Below are 16,269 nucleotides of genomic sequence, written 5' to 3' on the forward strand. Positions count from 1 at the left end.
ATGCAAACACTACTTGTATATGAAATTATTTAGAATGCCGTAGATATGAGCATTCTTTAAAGCTGACAGCACATGCCCTACTCTAAGGTTTTTGGAATATTCAAAACAATTATCACCCAAGTAGGTCAACTAAGAAATTCTTGCCCTACCTTCTAAATATTTTAATGAAGTCGCTTGTTTGATTCTGAAAAAAATATGTACAAATATAAAGAGCAAAAGGAGCGGCATTGATCGAAAACTTTACATGTAACACGACACTGGTTCCTTTATTTTTTTGTCACGTTTTTCATGATAAGCTTTAGTCACACCTTAGAAAGTAGCGCATAAAACACGTAGAATCTTAACTAGGCTATTCCTTTAATGGAATGTCTGTCATATCGATTGAAGAATATACAATGTATCGTATTTTTGGGCCATTCAACTGGCTAAAGTGCAAACGGCATGTCTTGAGCAGACCAAGGTGCATGCTAAGGAGAAAGGCATTGGACAAGATTAAATTAGATGCACGACAGGGTAGTATTCCAGCAGCCTGTGAGGCCCTTACTTTTTAAAGTTTGTTTTACCCTTGAAATCTATCTGCCTAATCAACTCAGGGTTGAAATAATTTTCAGCCCTTTTATTTTGCCCTTACTTAGGATTATCCCGTGCTTTAAGAGTATTCCTAACCAGCAAACTCATCCATCACTATTTTCCACATTGGGTTTCTTGCTCAGCTCAATAGCTGTCATAGGAGGATGAGTCAATGGCAACTTAGACAACTTAAGTGAGCAGCTGCTCTTTACTCTTTCTTCGCGAGCCTGCTCACCGAATTACGCACTAACTTATTTATCTCAGTTTAGCTGCAAATGCTTCTACTTAAAATTACACATCATTTTTTCAATTTCAACTCTAAATTTAGCTCACCAACAGATTTGATTTTTGCCCTGCGCGCAACCTTCTAATCTTAGGCATATCTTAATTCTCATGCAAAAAATACTGATTTAACAGACAATCGAAAGGTCTATGATATAAATTTACCATAGGTCATGGAGCCAACATCAATTCCTCAAAGCTTCATTAGTCTTAAATAATTGGTGCAATGTTTAGAACAATTGCGTCCCTTTGCTCCTATATTAAAACGCTTCAATTAGCAGCCTCTATATGAGTCCTGAACATCCGGACAGACAAATCACCTATTAAGTGATTCTTTCCACAAGAGATACCATCCGGTATAACATGATAGCCCAACTTGTGTCATGTTTACTTTGTATGCTGTACCTGCCCTACTGCCTATGATAAATGTATGTACCTCCCCAGCACTTCTACTTTAGACAAAGTATGCATCCCTTAGCCACACGTTGAGCAAACGTTAGTTTCTCACAACATGGTAATCGTAAATTCAGTATATTTGTATAGGGCAAAGGTCCATTATCCCTAAATAGATACAGGCAATGAGGCGCATACAGGCAGTAGCCCGAAAGGGTCCGATGAAAGAAATTGATGAACAGGATGACCTTCTTTTCTGGCTTAGCCGATCACCTAAAGAACGAATGGAGGCTGTCACTTTCATTATCTCCCAATACATCAAGCTTGGCCAGAGGCTTGACCGTACTGCTGTTTCTGTAAGAAAACTCTCCCATGGTATTAGCTAGAGACTTTGAGGAATTCATTGAACTTCTAAATAAGCACCAGGTGGATTACCTGGTGGTGGGCGGGTATGCGCTGGCTTTCCACGGCAGGCCCCGACATACAGGTGATCTGGACATCTGGATCGGCGTCACTGAGGAAAATGCTGGGCGCATGCTCCATGTGCTCAAAGACTTTGGACTAGCGTCGTTGGGTTTTGAAAGAGAAGACTTCCTAAAGGAAGGCTATGTCACTCAAATTGGCTATCCCCCGCTTCGAATCGATATACTTAACACGATAGATGGTGTTTCTTTCAAGGAAGCTTACGGTAACAGGGAAGTGGTCGATTTGGAGGGGCTGCAGGTATCTTATATTGGATTAAGAGACTTTATTAAAAACAAGAAAGCGGTAGGCAGGGCTCGCGACATAAGTGATATAGAGGAGGTACAGGTCAAACCTAAGCAACAGCAGAAAAAAGGTCGTAGACTCTAGCATAACCACCTAAGTTTTACTATACCCTGTTGCTCCTCCCCAACACTTTACTTTGTTGCCACCCAGCGCTGTACTCCTACTCCAGTAGAACACATTTCTGATCCGGTTTGATGCCAGCTTTTTCAGCTTATACCGGCTCCAGGCTCCATCCCTGGAGGGACCTTCAGTCTACGTGCATACCAACTCACACACTTTAAGGAGTACAGTCATAAGAAGAGCCTCCCGGTATAACCCGGTAGCCCTTCTTGTGTCATGTTGACTTTGTATGCAGTACCTGCGTTGTTTGCCTCTCTGCCTATATTCCATAGCCCCCCAATACAGATCTCCACAACAGCTTAACCTCCCAAGGGCATGATGTACACCTGGCTTTTGGAGCCGGGGTCATAAGACGGCTGGTAGCGGATATACCCCCAGGCGGCCAGATCCAGCATGCAGCGATGATACGTGACGCGGGAGTTTATGCGGGCGCACAGCATCACTTCTTTCCGCCTTACCTGGAAGGGAGCTTCCCAGCCCTGGGCCAGCAGCGCCATATACAGGCTCAGGTGCGGCCAGCGCAGGCGCATGTCCCGGCCAGCCTTTGCATAAAAGCATCTCAGGTGCAGCGCAAGCATCATGACCTGCCCTGCTTTCCGTTGAGCAGTCTGTTGATATCCTCTAGGCGGTAATAGTGGGTGCCGCCTACCTTGGTGAACGGCAGGGTGCCGTCGATCCGCAGTTTTTACAGCGTGGCGGGGGAGATCTGAAGCAGGCGCCGCACATCGGCGGATTTGAGCACTTTACCCGGCGTCTCGGTTTGCTGCTTTCCAATCAACTTGGACAGATCCTCCAGCAGCTGCCGATGGAAAGCGTGCAGATCTTCTTTCGTGATGATTTTGACTGACATAGCTTGACAAGATTTTGATACAGGATCAATATCCCTTTTCCCATCCCTGCTTTTTCACAAGCCTGACCCAACTTGTGAAAAAATTTTCTCGCACGCTACCTCCATTAATGAAACTCACATCGTTTTAAACCGGGTTAGTCTACCATTTCATCGGTCATCATAGTCCATAAAAGCGCTGCCAGCAAGCACCTTGCCCTTTATCGGGAAAGTCTTTAAGAAAGTTACCAATAGCTTTAGCGCCTACAGGGCTTCCCTGGAAGCTGATAGCGACATGGATCTGGTCTGCAAGCTCTTCGATGATCATACCTCTAACATAGCCCTATTGCATGTCAGCTTGCTGAAAATGGACGGTTTTGAAGCAGCCGGTTTGTTTTGTGCCTACCATTCTAACGTCAAACAGTTGACTCTCTTCATGCGTAAAGACCATGCCGCTATTCTTAGGATACTAAAATGTTGTGTAGAAAATTATTCCATAAAAGGCACAGAGCCCGTAAAATTGCGGATGACACTGGGCACATTTCAAATCAGCGGCTGCTATTTCTCGGGGAGTAAGTCAGGTGTTGGTGCAGGAAAATAAGTATTCCTTTACAGCTACTGTCAAACAGAATATTCCACAGCCTGCCTAATTCACAACTGCTGAAGTATATCAAGTATAAGTGGCGATATATTATTTGGCATCTAGAAGTGCCTTCGAAGCCAAATAATTGGTGGAGATGACATAAGGGATTTTCTCCTTACGACGTATACCGAAGCGGTATTTTAACCTCCCACGTAATTTATATAAGCTCACTGTACCAGTACTTTCACTACTTCTGTCCCATGCTCCCTCACGATGTGAAGCAGGTAAATACCGGGTGCTACGCTTTCACCTACAACCATATCCAGTCTCAAATACTCTTCATGGTGTGTTAGCTGTATGGGAACCGCTTTGCCCGTTAGCGTGTAAAGTCTGACAAATCGCACCTCCCACGGCCTCAGGCCGATGAAGAACCTACCCGAGTGACTTGGGTTTGGATAGACACGCGCGCTTTCCTGTCCGCTTTCTTTCAGTGTTACGGCCACTACCGAGGAAAAGGATTCGGCTCCGTCCAAGTCCACCTGACGGAGCCTGTAATAGAATGTGCCTGTACCTTGAGGAGCATCACTAGCGTGATAGTCAAAAGAGAGACTGCTAGTACCTCTTCCTGCAACCCGAAGTACTTCCTCAAACCGCCGAGCGTCTGGGCTTCGCTCTACTGCGAAGTAGGCATTGTCCCTTTCTGAGGCGGTAGACCAATGCAGCCGTACGGTATGCGCCGAGACTGTGGCGCGGAAGAACAGCAGCTCCACAGGCAAGGGGACTGTGGGAGCACTGGAGGCTAAAAACCACCACTGATGAAGCTCCTCTGCTTCTATAGCTCCGGTAACGAAAGTGTGGCGCTGAATATCCACCTCGCCCCCAGGACTGTAATCATCCCATGCCTGCAACACATCATTCCATCTGTAAGCCTGTAACCTACTTTCATCGATGGTGTTTCCGTCCGCCGTTACCTCGCTCTCCTTGTAAGTAAACGAAAGGTAGCTCACCTCTGGTGTTTCCTCAAAACCCGCTGGCTCAAAGCGCCAGAAGCGATCTACCATTTCCCCCGAGTGGTCTGCCCCCCCCCGCTCAATCGTAGGTACACCGGCTGGAAGAGACGCATTGTTGCGCCAGCCCGTTCCATATGTCGACAGAATAAACACCCCCGGTCCTTTCCCTTCCTGCAGGGTGAAGCCAAAGGGAATATATTCCCCGCTTACCGTGCCCCAAGGCACCTCATACTTTCCAATCCCGGTGCTCCAGCGTAAGCTGCTGGGCGCATCTTCCGCAAGAATATAGCCTCTTTTGCGTGTGATAGCACCCGGATCAGGATTCTGCACGACAAGAGAAGCGCCCCCATGCAGGCGAATCACCGCCCCGTCCAGCACCACTTTACCCTGCCCTGATGTGGGCTGAACCAGCAACAGCTGACTCATCACCCCACACAATAGGACCCCTAAAATACTTCTAAGTCTAAACATAACGCCCTGACTAATCCGTTACCCTCAATTGCAAGTCTGAAATAAGCAGCCTATTGGTAAAGTTGGTACGCACGAAGACTTCCAGGTAATCTCCTGGCACCAAGTCCACTTCGGCTACGAAAGATAGGTGGAAACTCTGCTGTGAACTGAGGTTACGGATACCCGCCGCTGGGGCCGGCACCACCACGCCGTTCTTGGCAATCATGATTTTGACGTCGTTACTGCTTCCCGCAGGCCCCTCCCCTGCGGCACCTACATAGACCTTGCCCGAGATGGGGTAGCGGCCCACGTATTGCAACCGGTTATCCTCTGTGGCAGTGAAGCGCTCCAACTTAACGGAGGTAGTAGAACCTGCGACCTTACTGGACTCGTTCTGCACTACAGCTGTCATCATGCTATTGTCATTCATATGTAGGGAACCGTAAACCCGGCTGTCCGGCACACCAGCGTTCTGCCGCATTTCCCAGCCGGGGGTAGTGCTGTCGAAACCTTCGGTGGGCGTACCTACATTACTGAACATGTTCGTCATCAGACGGGCATGGTTGAAGTCTATCGCACCACTTTTAATGCCCACTTGACCAATGTAGGTAAAATAGTTATTTGAGATATCAATAGCGTCGATCGAGAGCCCAGGCATAAACTCCACTCCATTGCCTGCCGTAATGCCAGAGATAATGTTGTGGAAGAAGGTGAACTCTCCCACGACACCGTCTATCTTCACGCCATCGGCACAGCGCCAATAGTTGCTGGAGATAGCTATGTATTTAAACCCGCTGATACTTCCCACTCCCTGACTAGTCCCACCAGACTCAACTATGTTGGTGCCTGGGAAGATCGTGCATAGCATCTCCCCCGTGGCATCACTCAACTGCAGGGCACTGGTTGCTCCGTCAGGAATGATAATCGCCAATTTCTCTATGAACACGTGTTTGTCACTACTACGTACGATGGCACCGTTCACAGTGGAGGTTACGCCGTCCTTCTCCGGGAATTCCCCCTTGATGGCCGCCCCGTTTAGGTTTAGGTAATTACTCTGCAGATCGATAATACCGGAAAAAATGTATACCTTCTCAGAATCCAGCGTAATAGCTTCCCCCTGTGGTGCAGGAAGGTCAGCCAGTGAGTTCACCCGTACCATGTTGAGCGATTCTTCCCCAAAGCCAAGGCTCTGCCAGCCACTACCTCGGTACAAATCAATGGTATTGGTTGTCGTGTTGTAGAGCTGCAGCCCCACCGGCGGCTGTTCGATGGCATCGCGCTCGGCACTGCTCATACGGGGAATGAGCAGACCTTTGCTTGAGGAGGCGATATCCAGTATAGCCTTAGGGTCAGGCAAGGCCCCTGTTTCGCTGATTCCAATTCCCTGCGCGAGGGATGTGGCAGAGTAAAATAGTGCTAACAGTATCGAAAGGCAAACTTTTGTAAAGATTCTCTTCATAAGTATGTCATTAAATTCACTTGTAGCTATTGGCAACAGCCACGAATACATAAAATACAATTCAAGATAAACACAACAAAATAAACATATAACTCTAATCCAAAGCACATGTGCAATTTATGGCTGCAAATATGGTATTTCAGAAGAATAAAAAAAAAGCATTGAGCTCAATATTTTACAAATCCTTTATAAAATATGCTCGCTTAGTCCACAAGCAGGATCGGGTAACCGGGTCTTGTGGAAGCACAATAATGTGTAGTTTATGGCATGGCGAAGGGACGGTGCTATTGGGGTGACAAAGAAAGGCTGACCGAGATATAAGTGAGCCGAAAAAGCGTCACTGGCTGATGCAACTAAGAAAGCAGCACATGATCCCTGTCCATTACTTGTAAAGTGGCAATGACGTAGGTTCTTAAGAAGCTTTTTTTGACCAGTCTCAGCTCCTAAGCAAGGTAAATCATCTTCTTTAGTTACAATGCCTAGTTGACACAAATTGCGCATTATCCGATGGGATCAAATTGCTTATGAGGTCCTATGAACGGCTAATAAGACTGCTTTCCTCCCGCATGGTTACCTTGAACTCACGTTGGTGCAGATTCAGTTCCTCTGCGCCAAAGAAGACTATCACGATTACCAGCCTCGGTTTTTTGTTTCTGTCGTTGGATGCAGTTCTACAATTCAGCAAATCTACGAGTAGTGGCATGCGTAATGGATGCTTGACTGAGTTTCCAGGCCGTACTTGTAAGCATGGGACATGTGAGTTTGATTTGTTTTGCACTGCACAAAAACCATTTGTTATATTGCAAGGTATATACGAACCTATATGATTCTATTCGAAAACAGCATCATCAAATTAGATTATAACCCTGCCACGGACATCATCGCAGCCGAATACCCAGATTTGCAGCAGTACTTGCTTTCAGAAATCAAGTACACCATTGATATCATGGTGGACATCATCAAATCCTATGACATCAAAAGGCTGCTGCTTGATTCGACTCGCACGCTTGTGGATGTGACAGAAGAGGAAAGCAGGGAAATAGCTTTTTATCTGGCAGCAGGGGTGATGCAGACACGCATCCAGAAAGTGGCCCGCGTTCAATCCCCAACCGAAAAAGTGGAGAAAACAGCATAAGCGAATATAAAGCATTTATCGGAAGCGCATCCCCTCCCATTCCAACTTCTTAATTTCCCAAACAAACAAGATGCCATCAACTGGTTAGAGCAAGCAGTGTAATACAGGGTTCGTGTTTTCAGATAATTCAAGAATGTCTATTCTGTTACTGTTTATTAAGTAAGTTTAGTGTTTTGCCTGAAAGCATTTTATGTTAACACAGCACTGCTGGCAATGGTAGTTTATGATATACGTTGTTTAACGAGCGAAGAAGTCTGTTCCAGTTGTACCGTTACACCAGGATAGGCAGTACGTTGAAGATAACGTTTAGCACAATTTTACTCAGGTGGATTTCTCCCGGCGCTACAGGACCTCTCACCAGGAGATAATTCTCGAAAATAAAGATTAAGTCGTGAATTGGCTCTGTGAACACGAGTGAAGACGACAAAGGATGCTGCATGGTCTCTCAGCCTGACAACGTCCGCCTTTTTGCTGTACAGTCTCAAAAAGCGAAAAGTTTAGCCGCCAAAATACACGATTATTATAAAAGAGTGCCCCCTACTTATTTGCAACATGCCCCGTTGCACTCCTGCGATTTCTTAATGATATAACTGTAGGTATGCAAGGAAATAAAACAGTGACCCTGGTATTCTTCCCGTAGTTGATATATAAGGGTGGAAATAGTGCCGTTGACGTATCTATTTCACTTTCAGTGATCAGACCCAGAACATTTCTAATTTCCTCCGGATTACTGGAATTATTCATTTTTTGGACTAACTCCATCGTAGCGTAAGATGCTTCACGCAAACTGCTACTCTGAGGATCATTCGGACTGACGGTCTACCCTTTCCTTAATCTTTCAAATATATCTTTGCTTGATGTATGCATATCGTATCAAATTGATATTCACAAAGTGAAAATATAATTAAGTATCAATTGTTACACATAATTCGGCAATAATGTCAGATATCACCTATCTTAGTAGAAAGGTTCTAATCTATGGCAGATGAAAAAAAATAAAAGTTGTTTTACTAAGCCTAATGAGTGTTGGCGACTTTCCCACGCATTTCCAAAAGATTTACCATACCCACTTGTTCTGCCATCGTGGAAGCATCAGGTTTATGTTCAACGACCAGCAGATGGAGTGCGGAAGAGGGGAATTTCTATTTTGGTTTGCCGAGAGCAGACTTTCAGATTTGCAGCTTTCAAAAAGCTTTAAGGCGACGGTATTGCTGGTAGAAAAAGATTTTCTGAACAACAAGCTGCCCGACCAGGGCTGGAGTATCAATGCCCTGCTTCATTCCAGGGCTTATCCAGTCAAAACAATCCATGGCAAAAATGACAGGCAAAAAATCCTTTCTAACTTTAAGTGGCTGAGTGATCGCTCTTTGGAAAACGATCATCGTTTTTACGACGAAGCCCTGAGTTTACAGATGCAACTGTTCATTCTCGACATGTGGCACATCTTTGCCAACGAATATGAAAGACGGAAACACACCCTGCAAACCGGAACGTTGTATGAGCGGTTCATGCAATTGGCACAGGAGCATTGCTTAACAGAGCGTGAAGTACAGTTTTACAGCAATCAGTTGAACATCACTCCAAAATACCTCAACCAGATTTGTAAAAAGTCATCCGGAATCACGGCTTCTGAATGGATCCAACGCTTCGCCAAGGAGCGCATCATCCTCCTTTTACAAAACAAGAACCTCACTATTTCTGAAGTTGCCGATCAAATGGATTTCAGCAGCCGTTCATTTTTTAACCGCTATGTGAAAAAACTATTGGGTGTTACACAAAGTGAGTAACGAAATAGAATGGGGTAAATGAGCAACATTTGTGATAGCAATCTAATCTTTTAAAACTGTGAATTTCACCTCAGCACCTTTCCTAGCTGAAATAATCTTCTAAAGCAGCCAGATTATTGTGGATAAGGTTCTATAATTCAATTACTTGGCTTACTAAAAAGGCCTATTAGATTGCTCTAGTAGGCCTTTTTATTTTAGCTTGGCCAACCATCATGTAAATGATCTGACTAGAGTAGCTTATCTTTTTTCCGCGTATAGCACTAAAATCATTTTGTCTATGGTCAACTCTTTTTAATTAAGATGCTTTAGACCGAAAGCAAAATTCTGATAATTTATAAGTTCTCTGCTCTCATGGTTTTCAAGCCAGGCACTCTCCTCGTGGCTAAGCTCCACTAATTTCTTAATAGATAAATGAGAGAATCTTTTCTTAACACTCTCCAATACCTCTACTTCAAGTGAATTGAACTTAGAGGAGTCAAAGTCTTTCATCCCTTGGAACACTTCTGCATGGTAGTCCCTGATTAACTTGGGAGTAACCTTAATGAGCCCGTCATCAGCGAGCTTCATGTATAGCTTATCATACTCGGCCGGCACCGGTCCCAGCGGTATGGCTCTGTAGGTGATGCCTGTCATGGACACACCCGCTTTCTTGAAACACCCGAAGTCAGCGTAGAACAGCAACTTGTTGAGCTTGGTCTTGTTAATGTCTTCCTTACCCTCTGTCAGAAAACTGATAATCTGCGCGATCCGCTCAAAGTCCGGCTTTCTGTAGCCAGAGAGCGCATTAGCAATTTCGTTTTTAAAAATCCGCTCCGTCAGAAGCAGGTTCCACAGATTGTGCTGCCGCGCCTCCATGATCTTCTCAGTTCGATGCATAAGCTTTGCCGCGTCCTTAGAATCCAACAGCTGCTCGCTCGCTTTTACCTGCTTGATGAAGTCTTGTGGCTCCCTTACCGCTAAGATTAGCCGGCCGTTGGCCACAGACGGAACCTCTCCAGTCTCATACAGCCGATACTGGTTGGCACCGAAGCCAAGAATCAGAGACATCTTGCTGGCCGATGCCCCATACTGCTCGCGGATGGATTTTATATCATCCGGAAATGGAATACCGTACTTCTCACGGTACTGGTTGTGTACCTGGTTGAGGTTAATCGTATCCAGCAACTCGTCTGTGAACTGCTCCCCGCTGTCTTCGCACAGGTAGTAATGGTATACCACCTCAAACTTTTCCTTGCGAAAAGACAATACCGTTGGCTCTGTGGCCAACTTCATTTCCTTGCCTGTAATCGGACTTTCCATCGCTTATTATTTCTTAAAAGGGTAATGCATCGGGTGGGCTGCCTTATGAAAAGAGATGCAGATTACTTTGGAGCTTGGCCTTCCCATAGAAATCTTAATGTATATTTCCTGCTTTTTTTCCTTCTTCCCGAACACCCACATACTGGCTATTCCAAATAACCTAACATCTAGCGGCCCCTCACTGTAGTCCTCCGGCTCAAGATGCTCTATCGTCTCAGTTCTGGATGCCGGGGTAATCTCCAGGTTCAACAGGTCCTGTGCGTTTTTGGGCCGCTCATCGCGAAAGAGTATGATTTTTTTCAACTTTATAGTTGCAATACCATTAAAATTATTACATTAAATAGACTTTGAAGTTGTAAATTAATTCGTAGATACTATTGTAATAGCTCAACTAGCTTACTGAGTGGAACCTGTAAACCAACTGATACTCTCCCTTTAGAACAGTCGGGACATGATCCTCAACTATGCTGCTTTAAGAGCCTAATGGCATCCATCACGGACTGCTTAGCCTCCGCGACTGTTTCCCCTCAATCATAATACCCTTCATATTTTCGGCTTAGGCGCAATAAGGGTCATCCGTCTTTTCGATAATAATGCGTACTTGCATCATACTGTTGAAAACGTTGGTCTTGTTAATGCAAAACGCTGACTGTTGAAACCCATCTCTTTCTTCCCTTTTACTAATTTTCATTGCCTACCTCCTTTCCCTGAGGAAAGAGGCCGATAAGGTCTTGATGTTGGTGTGGCCCAGCACCTTGGAGACGCTCTCCATCGGCAGATTTATAGTTGCAGTATCTGCTCAATCTTCTCCTCCAACAGCGGTAGCCTGTCAGCTTCAGACAAATGGCATCCCAAGATCTCTTCCCGGTAGCGGCTGCCCCAGATTTGTTTGTATTCATCCTGCAGATAAGCCCTGACCTCATTGGGAGCACTTGCAATTTCCTCAACCAGTTTCAGCCTGTTATCCGTGACATAAACAATGTCTTCAAAGTCATGGCTGCTCCGTGGATCGCCTCCCCGGCTGTGAAAGGCAGCGAACTTTGTCGCCAGGAAATAAGAAACCGGCAGGATATTTATTTTCACATCATCTGTCAGCAACACTTCAACCGACTCTTCCAAGCCCGGCTGATACCACGGGTTAGAGAAGCCGAGTATGCCCGCATCGTCCGGCATCACATCAATCGTGATGCCCTCGTAGGTGAAACGGCAGATGACTTTGCTTGCAGGATCGGGATAAAACCCTAGTTCCTGCAGCCGCTCCTGAAGTACGCTCCATTCACCATAGCCTGCCAATGATATGCTTATATCTATGTCGCTTGTCGGCCGCACGGCATCGGCTGCAGGATCATCGGCATACAAGCTAAGCGTGGCCCCTCCCACAAACACCATTCTCTGCCGCAGCTCCTTCAGCCCAATGGCTACCTTCCTGATGGTCTCTATATTTATTGCTTTACCGTCCATCTAAAATTCGCTTTTCAAGTTCAACCTTTGCCAGCTCCCGCTCGCGTACCCTCCCTACCCGAAGCGCATCCACCAACGCCAAAAGCTCATGCAGCTCGGGATTGTTAATGCAGGCCTCTACCACTGAAGGATAGAGCGGCTCTATCGCCTGCCCTCTTTCCGTGCCCTTGGCATACGGCCAGACCAGCTTTTCACTGCTCATGATAAGCTTATTCAAGGGAGGTGCGCTGATGGCAGTAGGCACTCCCCTTACCATGGCGCCGGGTTCTTGCGGGAATACGTAGCGCACCCCATAGACAAGGAACTCGAGCAGGGCATGGCGCATCACTTTCCGCTTAGGCTTGTCGATCAGCCCCGCCATGTAGGACCTGTGGAGCGATTCTGACACTTCTGACGCGCTGATGCCCAGTTCATGGGCTAAATCCTTCATCATCCAGGGCGCATCACCTTTTACCGTGATGTTAAGCAGGATGGTAATGTCCTGCGGACGCATGCCGCCATGTTTTTTCATATTTCTTAATTCTTAATTCGCGAATTGCAAATTAAGAATTAATGCTGATATATAGAAATTATTAGTTGTGCTAAACATTAAATGGGACATACCTACTCACCATCACAGCTTCAGCCGCTCCCGCAGCCTTTGCATATCCTCCCCTACTTTCACATCCAGTATTTTGGCATAGTGCTGCGTGGTTTTAAGATTGGTATGGCCCAGCATCTTGGACACGCTCTCCATGGGCACGCCATTCAAAAGCGTGACAGTGGTGGCAAAAGTGTGGCGTGCAGTGTGGAAGGTCATCTGTTTACTTATCCCGCACACGTCAGCTATTTCCTTCAGATAGGCATTCATCTTCTGGTTGCTAAGCACAGGCAACAACCTATCCTCATACAAACATTGTGGATGATCCTGGTAGCGCTCCAGAATAGTGAGGGCCATCGGCAGGAGCGGTATGCGGGAAGGAGTGTCCGTCTTCTGCCTGTTCTTGAAGATCCACTGCTCCCCGTCCACTCCCGTTTGGATATCCGCACGCTTCAGCTGCTGCACGTCCACATAGGCAAGACCGGTGTAGCAGCTGAACAGGAAAATGTCTCGCACCTGGGTCAGGCGCTCGGAGACGAACCCTTTGGATGCTATCTGCTGTAGTTCCTCCTCAGAAAGATAAGCGCGCTCCACCTTCCGAAGTTTGGCCTTGTAGTTAAGAAAGGGGTTAATAGCGATCCACCCATTGGCCAGGCAGATGCGGATGATCTTTCCGAAGTTCTTGATGTACTTGACGGCCGTATTGTTGGAGCACTTGCGCACGCTGCGCAAGTAGAATTCATAATCCGTGACAAAAGCATGATCTACCTGCCGCACATCGATGTCCTCGGCTGCATACTTCCATCTCACAAAATCCTGGGTATGGCGTAGAGAAGTGGTGTAGCGCTCCAGGGTGCCGGGGGCAAACTCTTCCCCTACTAGTGCCTCCATTTTCCGGTTGTGCTCGCAGAATACCTCCAGCAGCGTCTTACCCTTTTCTACTTTCCCCAGAAACTTGTTCTTGATGGCCTCCGCAGTCAGCGGCAGTCCAGCCTCTACCAGCTGACGGTGTGCCTCGTACACCTTCGCCTGCAGATTGTCCAGGTAAGTGTTCAAGGATTTGGATGCAGCCTTCGTGCCCATGGCGCGACCCGCGGGAGAGATCCACCTTTCAGGCTCAACGGACCTGCTTGTTGCTAATTCGGCTCGTTTGCCGGCCACAGTAACACGTAAATAGATCGGCACAGGGCCTGTTAGGTAGTTCTTCGGTTTCTTTAGGTAAAAGAGGAGACTAAAATTGATGCTCATAACAGTGACTTAAAAGGTTATACAAAAATAGCCTTGCAGTCAGCCGCAGTCAAGACATACAGCCTCTGTACATCTTGTGTATCAATGAGTTACATATCTATTCGGTGAGTCAATGGAGACTTTAAAGCAACTCACCGGACAACTCACCTAAATTACCTGAAAAGGTGCAAAACTTAGGAGGCCGGTAAAAACAAAAAAGCCTGCAATCACTTGATTTGCAGGCTTTTAGTTGATTTTGGTATTCCTACCAGCAGAGAGCAAGGGATTCGAACCCTTGATACCCTTTTGGGGTATACACACTTTCCAGGCGTGCTCCTTCGACCACTCGGACAGCTCTCTTTAATGGGTGCAAATATACGCCATTTAGAACCACTATCGCAAACTTTTGCGCTCCTATACCTTATAAATATATTAACCAGGCTAGATGGAGATCTCGCCGCGCAGGTTACTGGACAACAGCTCACGGGTTTGTGTTGCCGGCAAGTCGAGTCCCAACACGAACATAAGTTTCGTAATGGCCGCCTCTGTGGTGATGTCGTCACCCCCGATCACGCCCATATTAAGCAGGAATTTGCTGGTTTCGTAACGTCCCTGGTCTACCCTACCTTCGTCGCACTGCGATACGTTCAGGATATAAATGCCTCTTGATATGGCACCTTCCAGCATTTCAAGCAGCCAGCCTGAGGTAGGGGCATTGCCTGCCCCAAATGTTTCCAATACGACACCACGCAGTCCGGGCGCTTCCAGCACGCTCCGCATGACCTGAGGCGTTATACCCGGAAAAAGCTTTAGGATCGCCACATTGTCATCCAGTTGCTGGTGCACATGCAGCGGTTTCTCCGGATGTGGCAAAATGGCACTTTCATAAAAATCGATGCTAATGCCGGCCTTAGCCAGCAGTGGGTAATTTTCTGACTTAAACGCATTGAAATGACGACTCTCTACCTTCTTAGCTCTATTTCCTCTGATCAACAGGTTATGGAAATAGATGCACACCTCGGGCACAATACTTTTGCCATTTACTTTCGTAGCGGCGATCTGCAAGGCTGAAATCAGGTTGGCGCGCGCATCGGTGCGGGTACGACCGATCGGCACCTGAGCCCCTGTAAAGATCACAGGCTTCTCCAGGTTTTCGAGCAGGTAGCTAAGGGCTGAAGCACTGTAGGCCATGGTATCGGTGCCATGCAGCACGACAAAGCCATCGTAATCGGCGTAGTTATCGCGGATCAGATTAGCCAACATCAACCAGTCACTTGGAGCTACATTAGAGGAATCGATGGCGGGCTCTATGCTCAGCACCGTCAGCATGTACTTAAAGTTGCTCAGTTCAGGTACCTTTTGCAGTATCTGACTGAAGTTGAAAGGCACCAGGCTGTGCTTTTCATCATACACCATCCCCACTGTACCGCCCGTATAAATGATGAGTATGGAGGCCTCCGGGTGCGCAGGCGCGGCAGTATCGATATTTGTTTTAACTACATCCATGGCTTACAGTTTGAATAGGTTCAGTGCGTTTTGGGTCGTGGTCTGCGCCACTTCTTCCAATGGTTTCTGCATCAGTTCGGCTACCCGGCGGGCCACCAGCGGCAGGTATACAGGCTCGTTGCGTTTGCCACGGTGCGGCACAGGAGCCAGGTATGGGCAGTCGGTTTCAAGCACAAGGCTGTCCAGGCTCACATGCGGCAGCACCTTGTCAAGACCACCATTTTTGAAGGTCGCCACACCGCCAATACCCATCAGAAAACCCAGTTCTTTCACCTTTTCCGCCTGCTCCACGGTACCCGAAAAACAATGGAATATACCTGTCAAACTTCCATCCTGCGCAGCGGCAATGATCTCGTAAGTCTCGTCAAATGAATCGCGGGTGTGCAACACAATGGGAAGCTGGTATCTTTTGGCCAGCTGCACCTGTACCTTCAACGCCTCCTGTTGCTGCGGCAGAAAAGTCTTGTCCCAATACAGGTCAATGCCACACTCACCTACAGCCGCAAACTGCCGCTTGCCCAGCCACTCCTCTACCAGGTATAGCTCCTTCTCAAATTCCTTATTCACTGAAGTTGGGTGAAGCCCCATCATGGCGATGCATTGGTTTGGGTGTTTTTCCTCCGTCTCCAGCATCACATCAATGGAAGTATGGTCGATGTTGGGCATGTAGATTTTCTCTACGCCCTCTTCCAGCGCCCGTGCCAGTGACTCGTCACGGTCCTGCTTAAATTGCTCTGAATAGATATGTGCGTGCGAATCAATTAAAGTCATGTATTTCGGTCTCTATCAAAAAAACTCCTGCAAAGGTCCGAA

At 46.9% G+C, this 16,269-nt stretch carries 17 protein-coding genes and 1 tRNA gene; 3 read left to right on the plus strand and 15 right to left on the minus strand.

Annotated elements, in window-relative coordinates; translation table 11 throughout:
* Positions 1 to 1,617 precede the first annotated feature (1,617 nt).
* Complete coding sequence (locus AC5FX6_RS05915; protein WP_493596098.1) at positions 1,618 to 2,097, plus strand: DUF6036 family nucleotidyltransferase; 480 nt, start codon at positions 1,618 to 1,620, stop codon at positions 2,095 to 2,097.
* A 335-nt stretch (positions 2,098 to 2,432) separates the two neighbouring features.
* Here the strand turns inward: AC5FX6_RS05915 and AC5FX6_RS05920 are convergent, their stop codons facing one another.
* From AC5FX6_RS05920 to AC5FX6_RS05945, 6 genes are all read right to left on the minus strand, one after another.
* Positions 2,433 to 2,714, minus strand: coding sequence for a hypothetical protein (locus AC5FX6_RS05920; RefSeq protein ID WP_493596099.1), 282 nt, complete (start codon positions 2,712 to 2,714; stop codon positions 2,433 to 2,435).
* Between the two features lie 104 nt (positions 2,715 to 2,818).
* Complete coding sequence (locus AC5FX6_RS05925; protein WP_493596100.1) at positions 2,819 to 2,983, minus strand: hypothetical protein; 165 nt, start codon at positions 2,981 to 2,983, stop codon at positions 2,819 to 2,821.
* Between the two features lie 157 nt (positions 2,984 to 3,140).
* A complete protein-coding gene (locus tag AC5FX6_RS05930) occupies positions 3,141 to 3,287 on the minus strand; it encodes a hypothetical protein (RefSeq protein WP_493596101.1) in 147 nt (48 codons plus the stop codon).
* A 482-nt stretch (positions 3,288 to 3,769) separates the two neighbouring features.
* Positions 3,770 to 4,978, minus strand: a complete 1,209-nt coding sequence (locus AC5FX6_RS05935) for a T9SS type A sorting domain-containing protein (RefSeq protein WP_493596102.1) — start codon at positions 4,976 to 4,978, stop codon at positions 3,770 to 3,772.
* 55 nt (positions 4,979 to 5,033) lie between these two features.
* On the minus strand, positions 5,034 to 6,461 hold the full coding sequence (locus tag AC5FX6_RS05940) for a phage tail-like protein (RefSeq protein ID WP_493596103.1): 1,428 nt from the start codon (positions 6,459 to 6,461) through the stop codon (positions 5,034 to 5,036).
* A 532-nt stretch (positions 6,462 to 6,993) separates the two neighbouring features.
* Entirely contained in the window at positions 6,994 to 7,164 is a 171-nt protein-coding gene (locus AC5FX6_RS05945; protein WP_493596104.1) for a hypothetical protein, read from the minus strand.
* Between the two features lie 120 nt (positions 7,165 to 7,284).
* On the opposite strand from AC5FX6_RS05945, the gene AC5FX6_RS05950 reads away from it, so the two are divergent.
* On the plus strand, positions 7,285 to 7,596 hold the full coding sequence (locus AC5FX6_RS05950; RefSeq protein WP_493596105.1) for a hypothetical protein: 312 nt from the start codon (positions 7,285 to 7,287) through the stop codon (positions 7,594 to 7,596).
* A gap of 271 nt (positions 7,597 to 7,867) precedes the next feature.
* On the opposite strand, the gene AC5FX6_RS05955 is transcribed toward AC5FX6_RS05950, so the two are convergent.
* Positions 7,868 to 8,035 carry a hypothetical protein gene (locus AC5FX6_RS05955; protein ID WP_493596106.1) on the minus strand — a complete coding sequence of 56 codons (168 nt, stop codon included), beginning with the start codon at positions 8,033 to 8,035 and terminating at the stop codon, positions 7,868 to 7,870.
* 580 nt (positions 8,036 to 8,615) lie between these two features.
* On the opposite strand from AC5FX6_RS05955, the gene AC5FX6_RS05960 reads away from it, so the two are divergent.
* The gene (locus AC5FX6_RS05960; protein WP_493596107.1) at positions 8,616 to 9,383 is read left to right on the plus strand and encodes a helix-turn-helix domain-containing protein; all 768 of its coding nucleotides are present in this window, start codon (positions 8,616 to 8,618) and stop codon (positions 9,381 to 9,383) included.
* Between the two features lie 291 nt (positions 9,384 to 9,674).
* On the opposite strand, the gene AC5FX6_RS05965 is transcribed toward AC5FX6_RS05960, so the two are convergent.
* The 8 genes from AC5FX6_RS05965 to AC5FX6_RS06000 all read right to left on the minus strand — a co-directional run bounded on the left by AC5FX6_RS05965 (position 9,675) and on the right by AC5FX6_RS06000 (position 16,227).
* Positions 9,675 to 10,682, minus strand: coding sequence for a type II toxin-antitoxin system antitoxin SocA domain-containing protein (locus tag AC5FX6_RS05965; RefSeq protein WP_493596108.1), 1,008 nt, complete (start codon positions 10,680 to 10,682; stop codon positions 9,675 to 9,677).
* Between the two features lie 6 nt (positions 10,683 to 10,688).
* Positions 10,689 to 10,985 (minus strand): hypothetical protein, encoded by a 297-nt coding sequence (locus AC5FX6_RS05970; RefSeq protein WP_493596109.1) that lies wholly within the window; start codon positions 10,983 to 10,985, stop codon positions 10,689 to 10,691.
* 477 nt (positions 10,986 to 11,462) lie between these two features.
* Entirely contained in the window at positions 11,463 to 12,143 is a 681-nt protein-coding gene (locus tag AC5FX6_RS05975) for a nucleotidyl transferase AbiEii/AbiGii toxin family protein (protein WP_493596110.1), read from the minus strand.
* Positions 12,133 to 12,654: a hypothetical protein gene (locus AC5FX6_RS05980; protein WP_493596111.1), complete on the minus strand. Its 522-nt coding sequence runs from the start codon at positions 12,652 to 12,654 to the stop codon at positions 12,133 to 12,135. Before AC5FX6_RS05980 ends, AC5FX6_RS05975 begins: the two co-directional genes overlap by 11 nt.
* Positions 12,655 to 12,756: 102 nt before the next feature.
* The gene (locus tag AC5FX6_RS05985) at positions 12,757 to 13,971 is read right to left on the minus strand and encodes a site-specific integrase (protein ID WP_493596112.1); all 1,215 of its coding nucleotides are present in this window, start codon (positions 13,969 to 13,971) and stop codon (positions 12,757 to 12,759) included.
* A 251-nt stretch (positions 13,972 to 14,222) separates the two neighbouring features.
* Positions 14,223 to 14,310: transfer RNA gene (locus tag AC5FX6_RS05990), tRNA-Ser, on the minus strand.
* A gap of 81 nt (positions 14,311 to 14,391) precedes the next feature.
* Positions 14,392 to 15,456 (minus strand): asparaginase, encoded by a 1,065-nt coding sequence (locus AC5FX6_RS05995; RefSeq protein ID WP_493596113.1) that lies wholly within the window; start codon positions 15,454 to 15,456, stop codon positions 14,392 to 14,394.
* 3 nt (positions 15,457 to 15,459) lie between these two features.
* Entirely contained in the window at positions 15,460 to 16,227 is a 768-nt protein-coding gene (locus tag AC5FX6_RS06000; RefSeq protein WP_493596114.1) for a TatD family hydrolase, read from the minus strand.
* Positions 16,228 to 16,269: the final 42 nt, after the last annotated feature.

Source organism: Pontibacter sp. LHS2 (genome assembly GCF_058932845.1).

Excerpts from the sequence above, each read along its gene's own strand:
- AC5FX6_RS05980 (WP_493596111.1), bottom strand. The coding sequence starts at position 12,654 with ATGAAAAAACATGGCGGCATGCGTCCGCAGGACATTACCATCCTGCTT.
- AC5FX6_RS05960 (WP_493596107.1), top strand. The coding sequence starts at position 8,616 with ATGAGTGTTGGCGACTTTCCCACGCATTTCCAAAAGATTTACCATACC.
- AC5FX6_RS05935 (WP_493596102.1), bottom strand. The coding sequence starts at position 4,978 with ATGAGTCAGCTGTTGCTGGTTCAGCCCACATCAGGGCAGGGTAAAGTG.
- AC5FX6_RS05975 (WP_493596110.1), bottom strand. The coding sequence starts at position 12,143 with ATGGACGGTAAAGCAATAAATATAGAGACCATCAGGAAGGTAGCCATT.
- AC5FX6_RS05920 (WP_493596099.1), bottom strand. The coding sequence starts at position 2,714 with ATGATGCTTGCGCTGCACCTGAGATGCTTTTATGCAAAGGCTGGCCGG.
- AC5FX6_RS05940 (WP_493596103.1), bottom strand. The coding sequence starts at position 6,461 with ATGAAGAGAATCTTTACAAAAGTTTGCCTTTCGATACTGTTAGCACTA.
- AC5FX6_RS05965 (WP_493596108.1), bottom strand. The coding sequence starts at position 10,682 with ATGGAAAGTCCGATTACAGGCAAGGAAATGAAGTTGGCCACAGAGCCA.
- AC5FX6_RS05925 (WP_493596100.1), bottom strand. The coding sequence starts at position 2,983 with ATGTCAGTCAAAATCATCACGAAAGAAGATCTGCACGCTTTCCATCGG.
- AC5FX6_RS05985 (WP_493596112.1), bottom strand. The coding sequence starts at position 13,971 with ATGAGCATCAATTTTAGTCTCCTCTTTTACCTAAAGAAACCGAAGAAC.
- AC5FX6_RS05955 (WP_493596106.1), bottom strand. The coding sequence starts at position 8,035 with ATGCAGCATCCTTTGTCGTCTTCACTCGTGTTCACAGAGCCAATTCAC.
- AC5FX6_RS05950 (WP_493596105.1), top strand. The coding sequence starts at position 7,285 with ATGATTCTATTCGAAAACAGCATCATCAAATTAGATTATAACCCTGCC.
- AC5FX6_RS05930 (WP_493596101.1), bottom strand. The coding sequence starts at position 3,287 with ATGATCATCGAAGAGCTTGCAGACCAGATCCATGTCGCTATCAGCTTC.
- AC5FX6_RS05915 (WP_493596098.1), top strand. The coding sequence starts at position 1,618 with ATGGTATTAGCTAGAGACTTTGAGGAATTCATTGAACTTCTAAATAAG.
- AC5FX6_RS06000 (WP_493596114.1), bottom strand. The coding sequence starts at position 16,227 with ATGACTTTAATTGATTCGCACGCACATATCTATTCAGAGCAATTTAAG.
- AC5FX6_RS05945 (WP_493596104.1), bottom strand. The coding sequence starts at position 7,164 with ATGCCACTACTCGTAGATTTGCTGAATTGTAGAACTGCATCCAACGAC.
- AC5FX6_RS05995 (WP_493596113.1), bottom strand. The coding sequence starts at position 15,456 with ATGGATGTAGTTAAAACAAATATCGATACTGCCGCGCCTGCGCACCCG.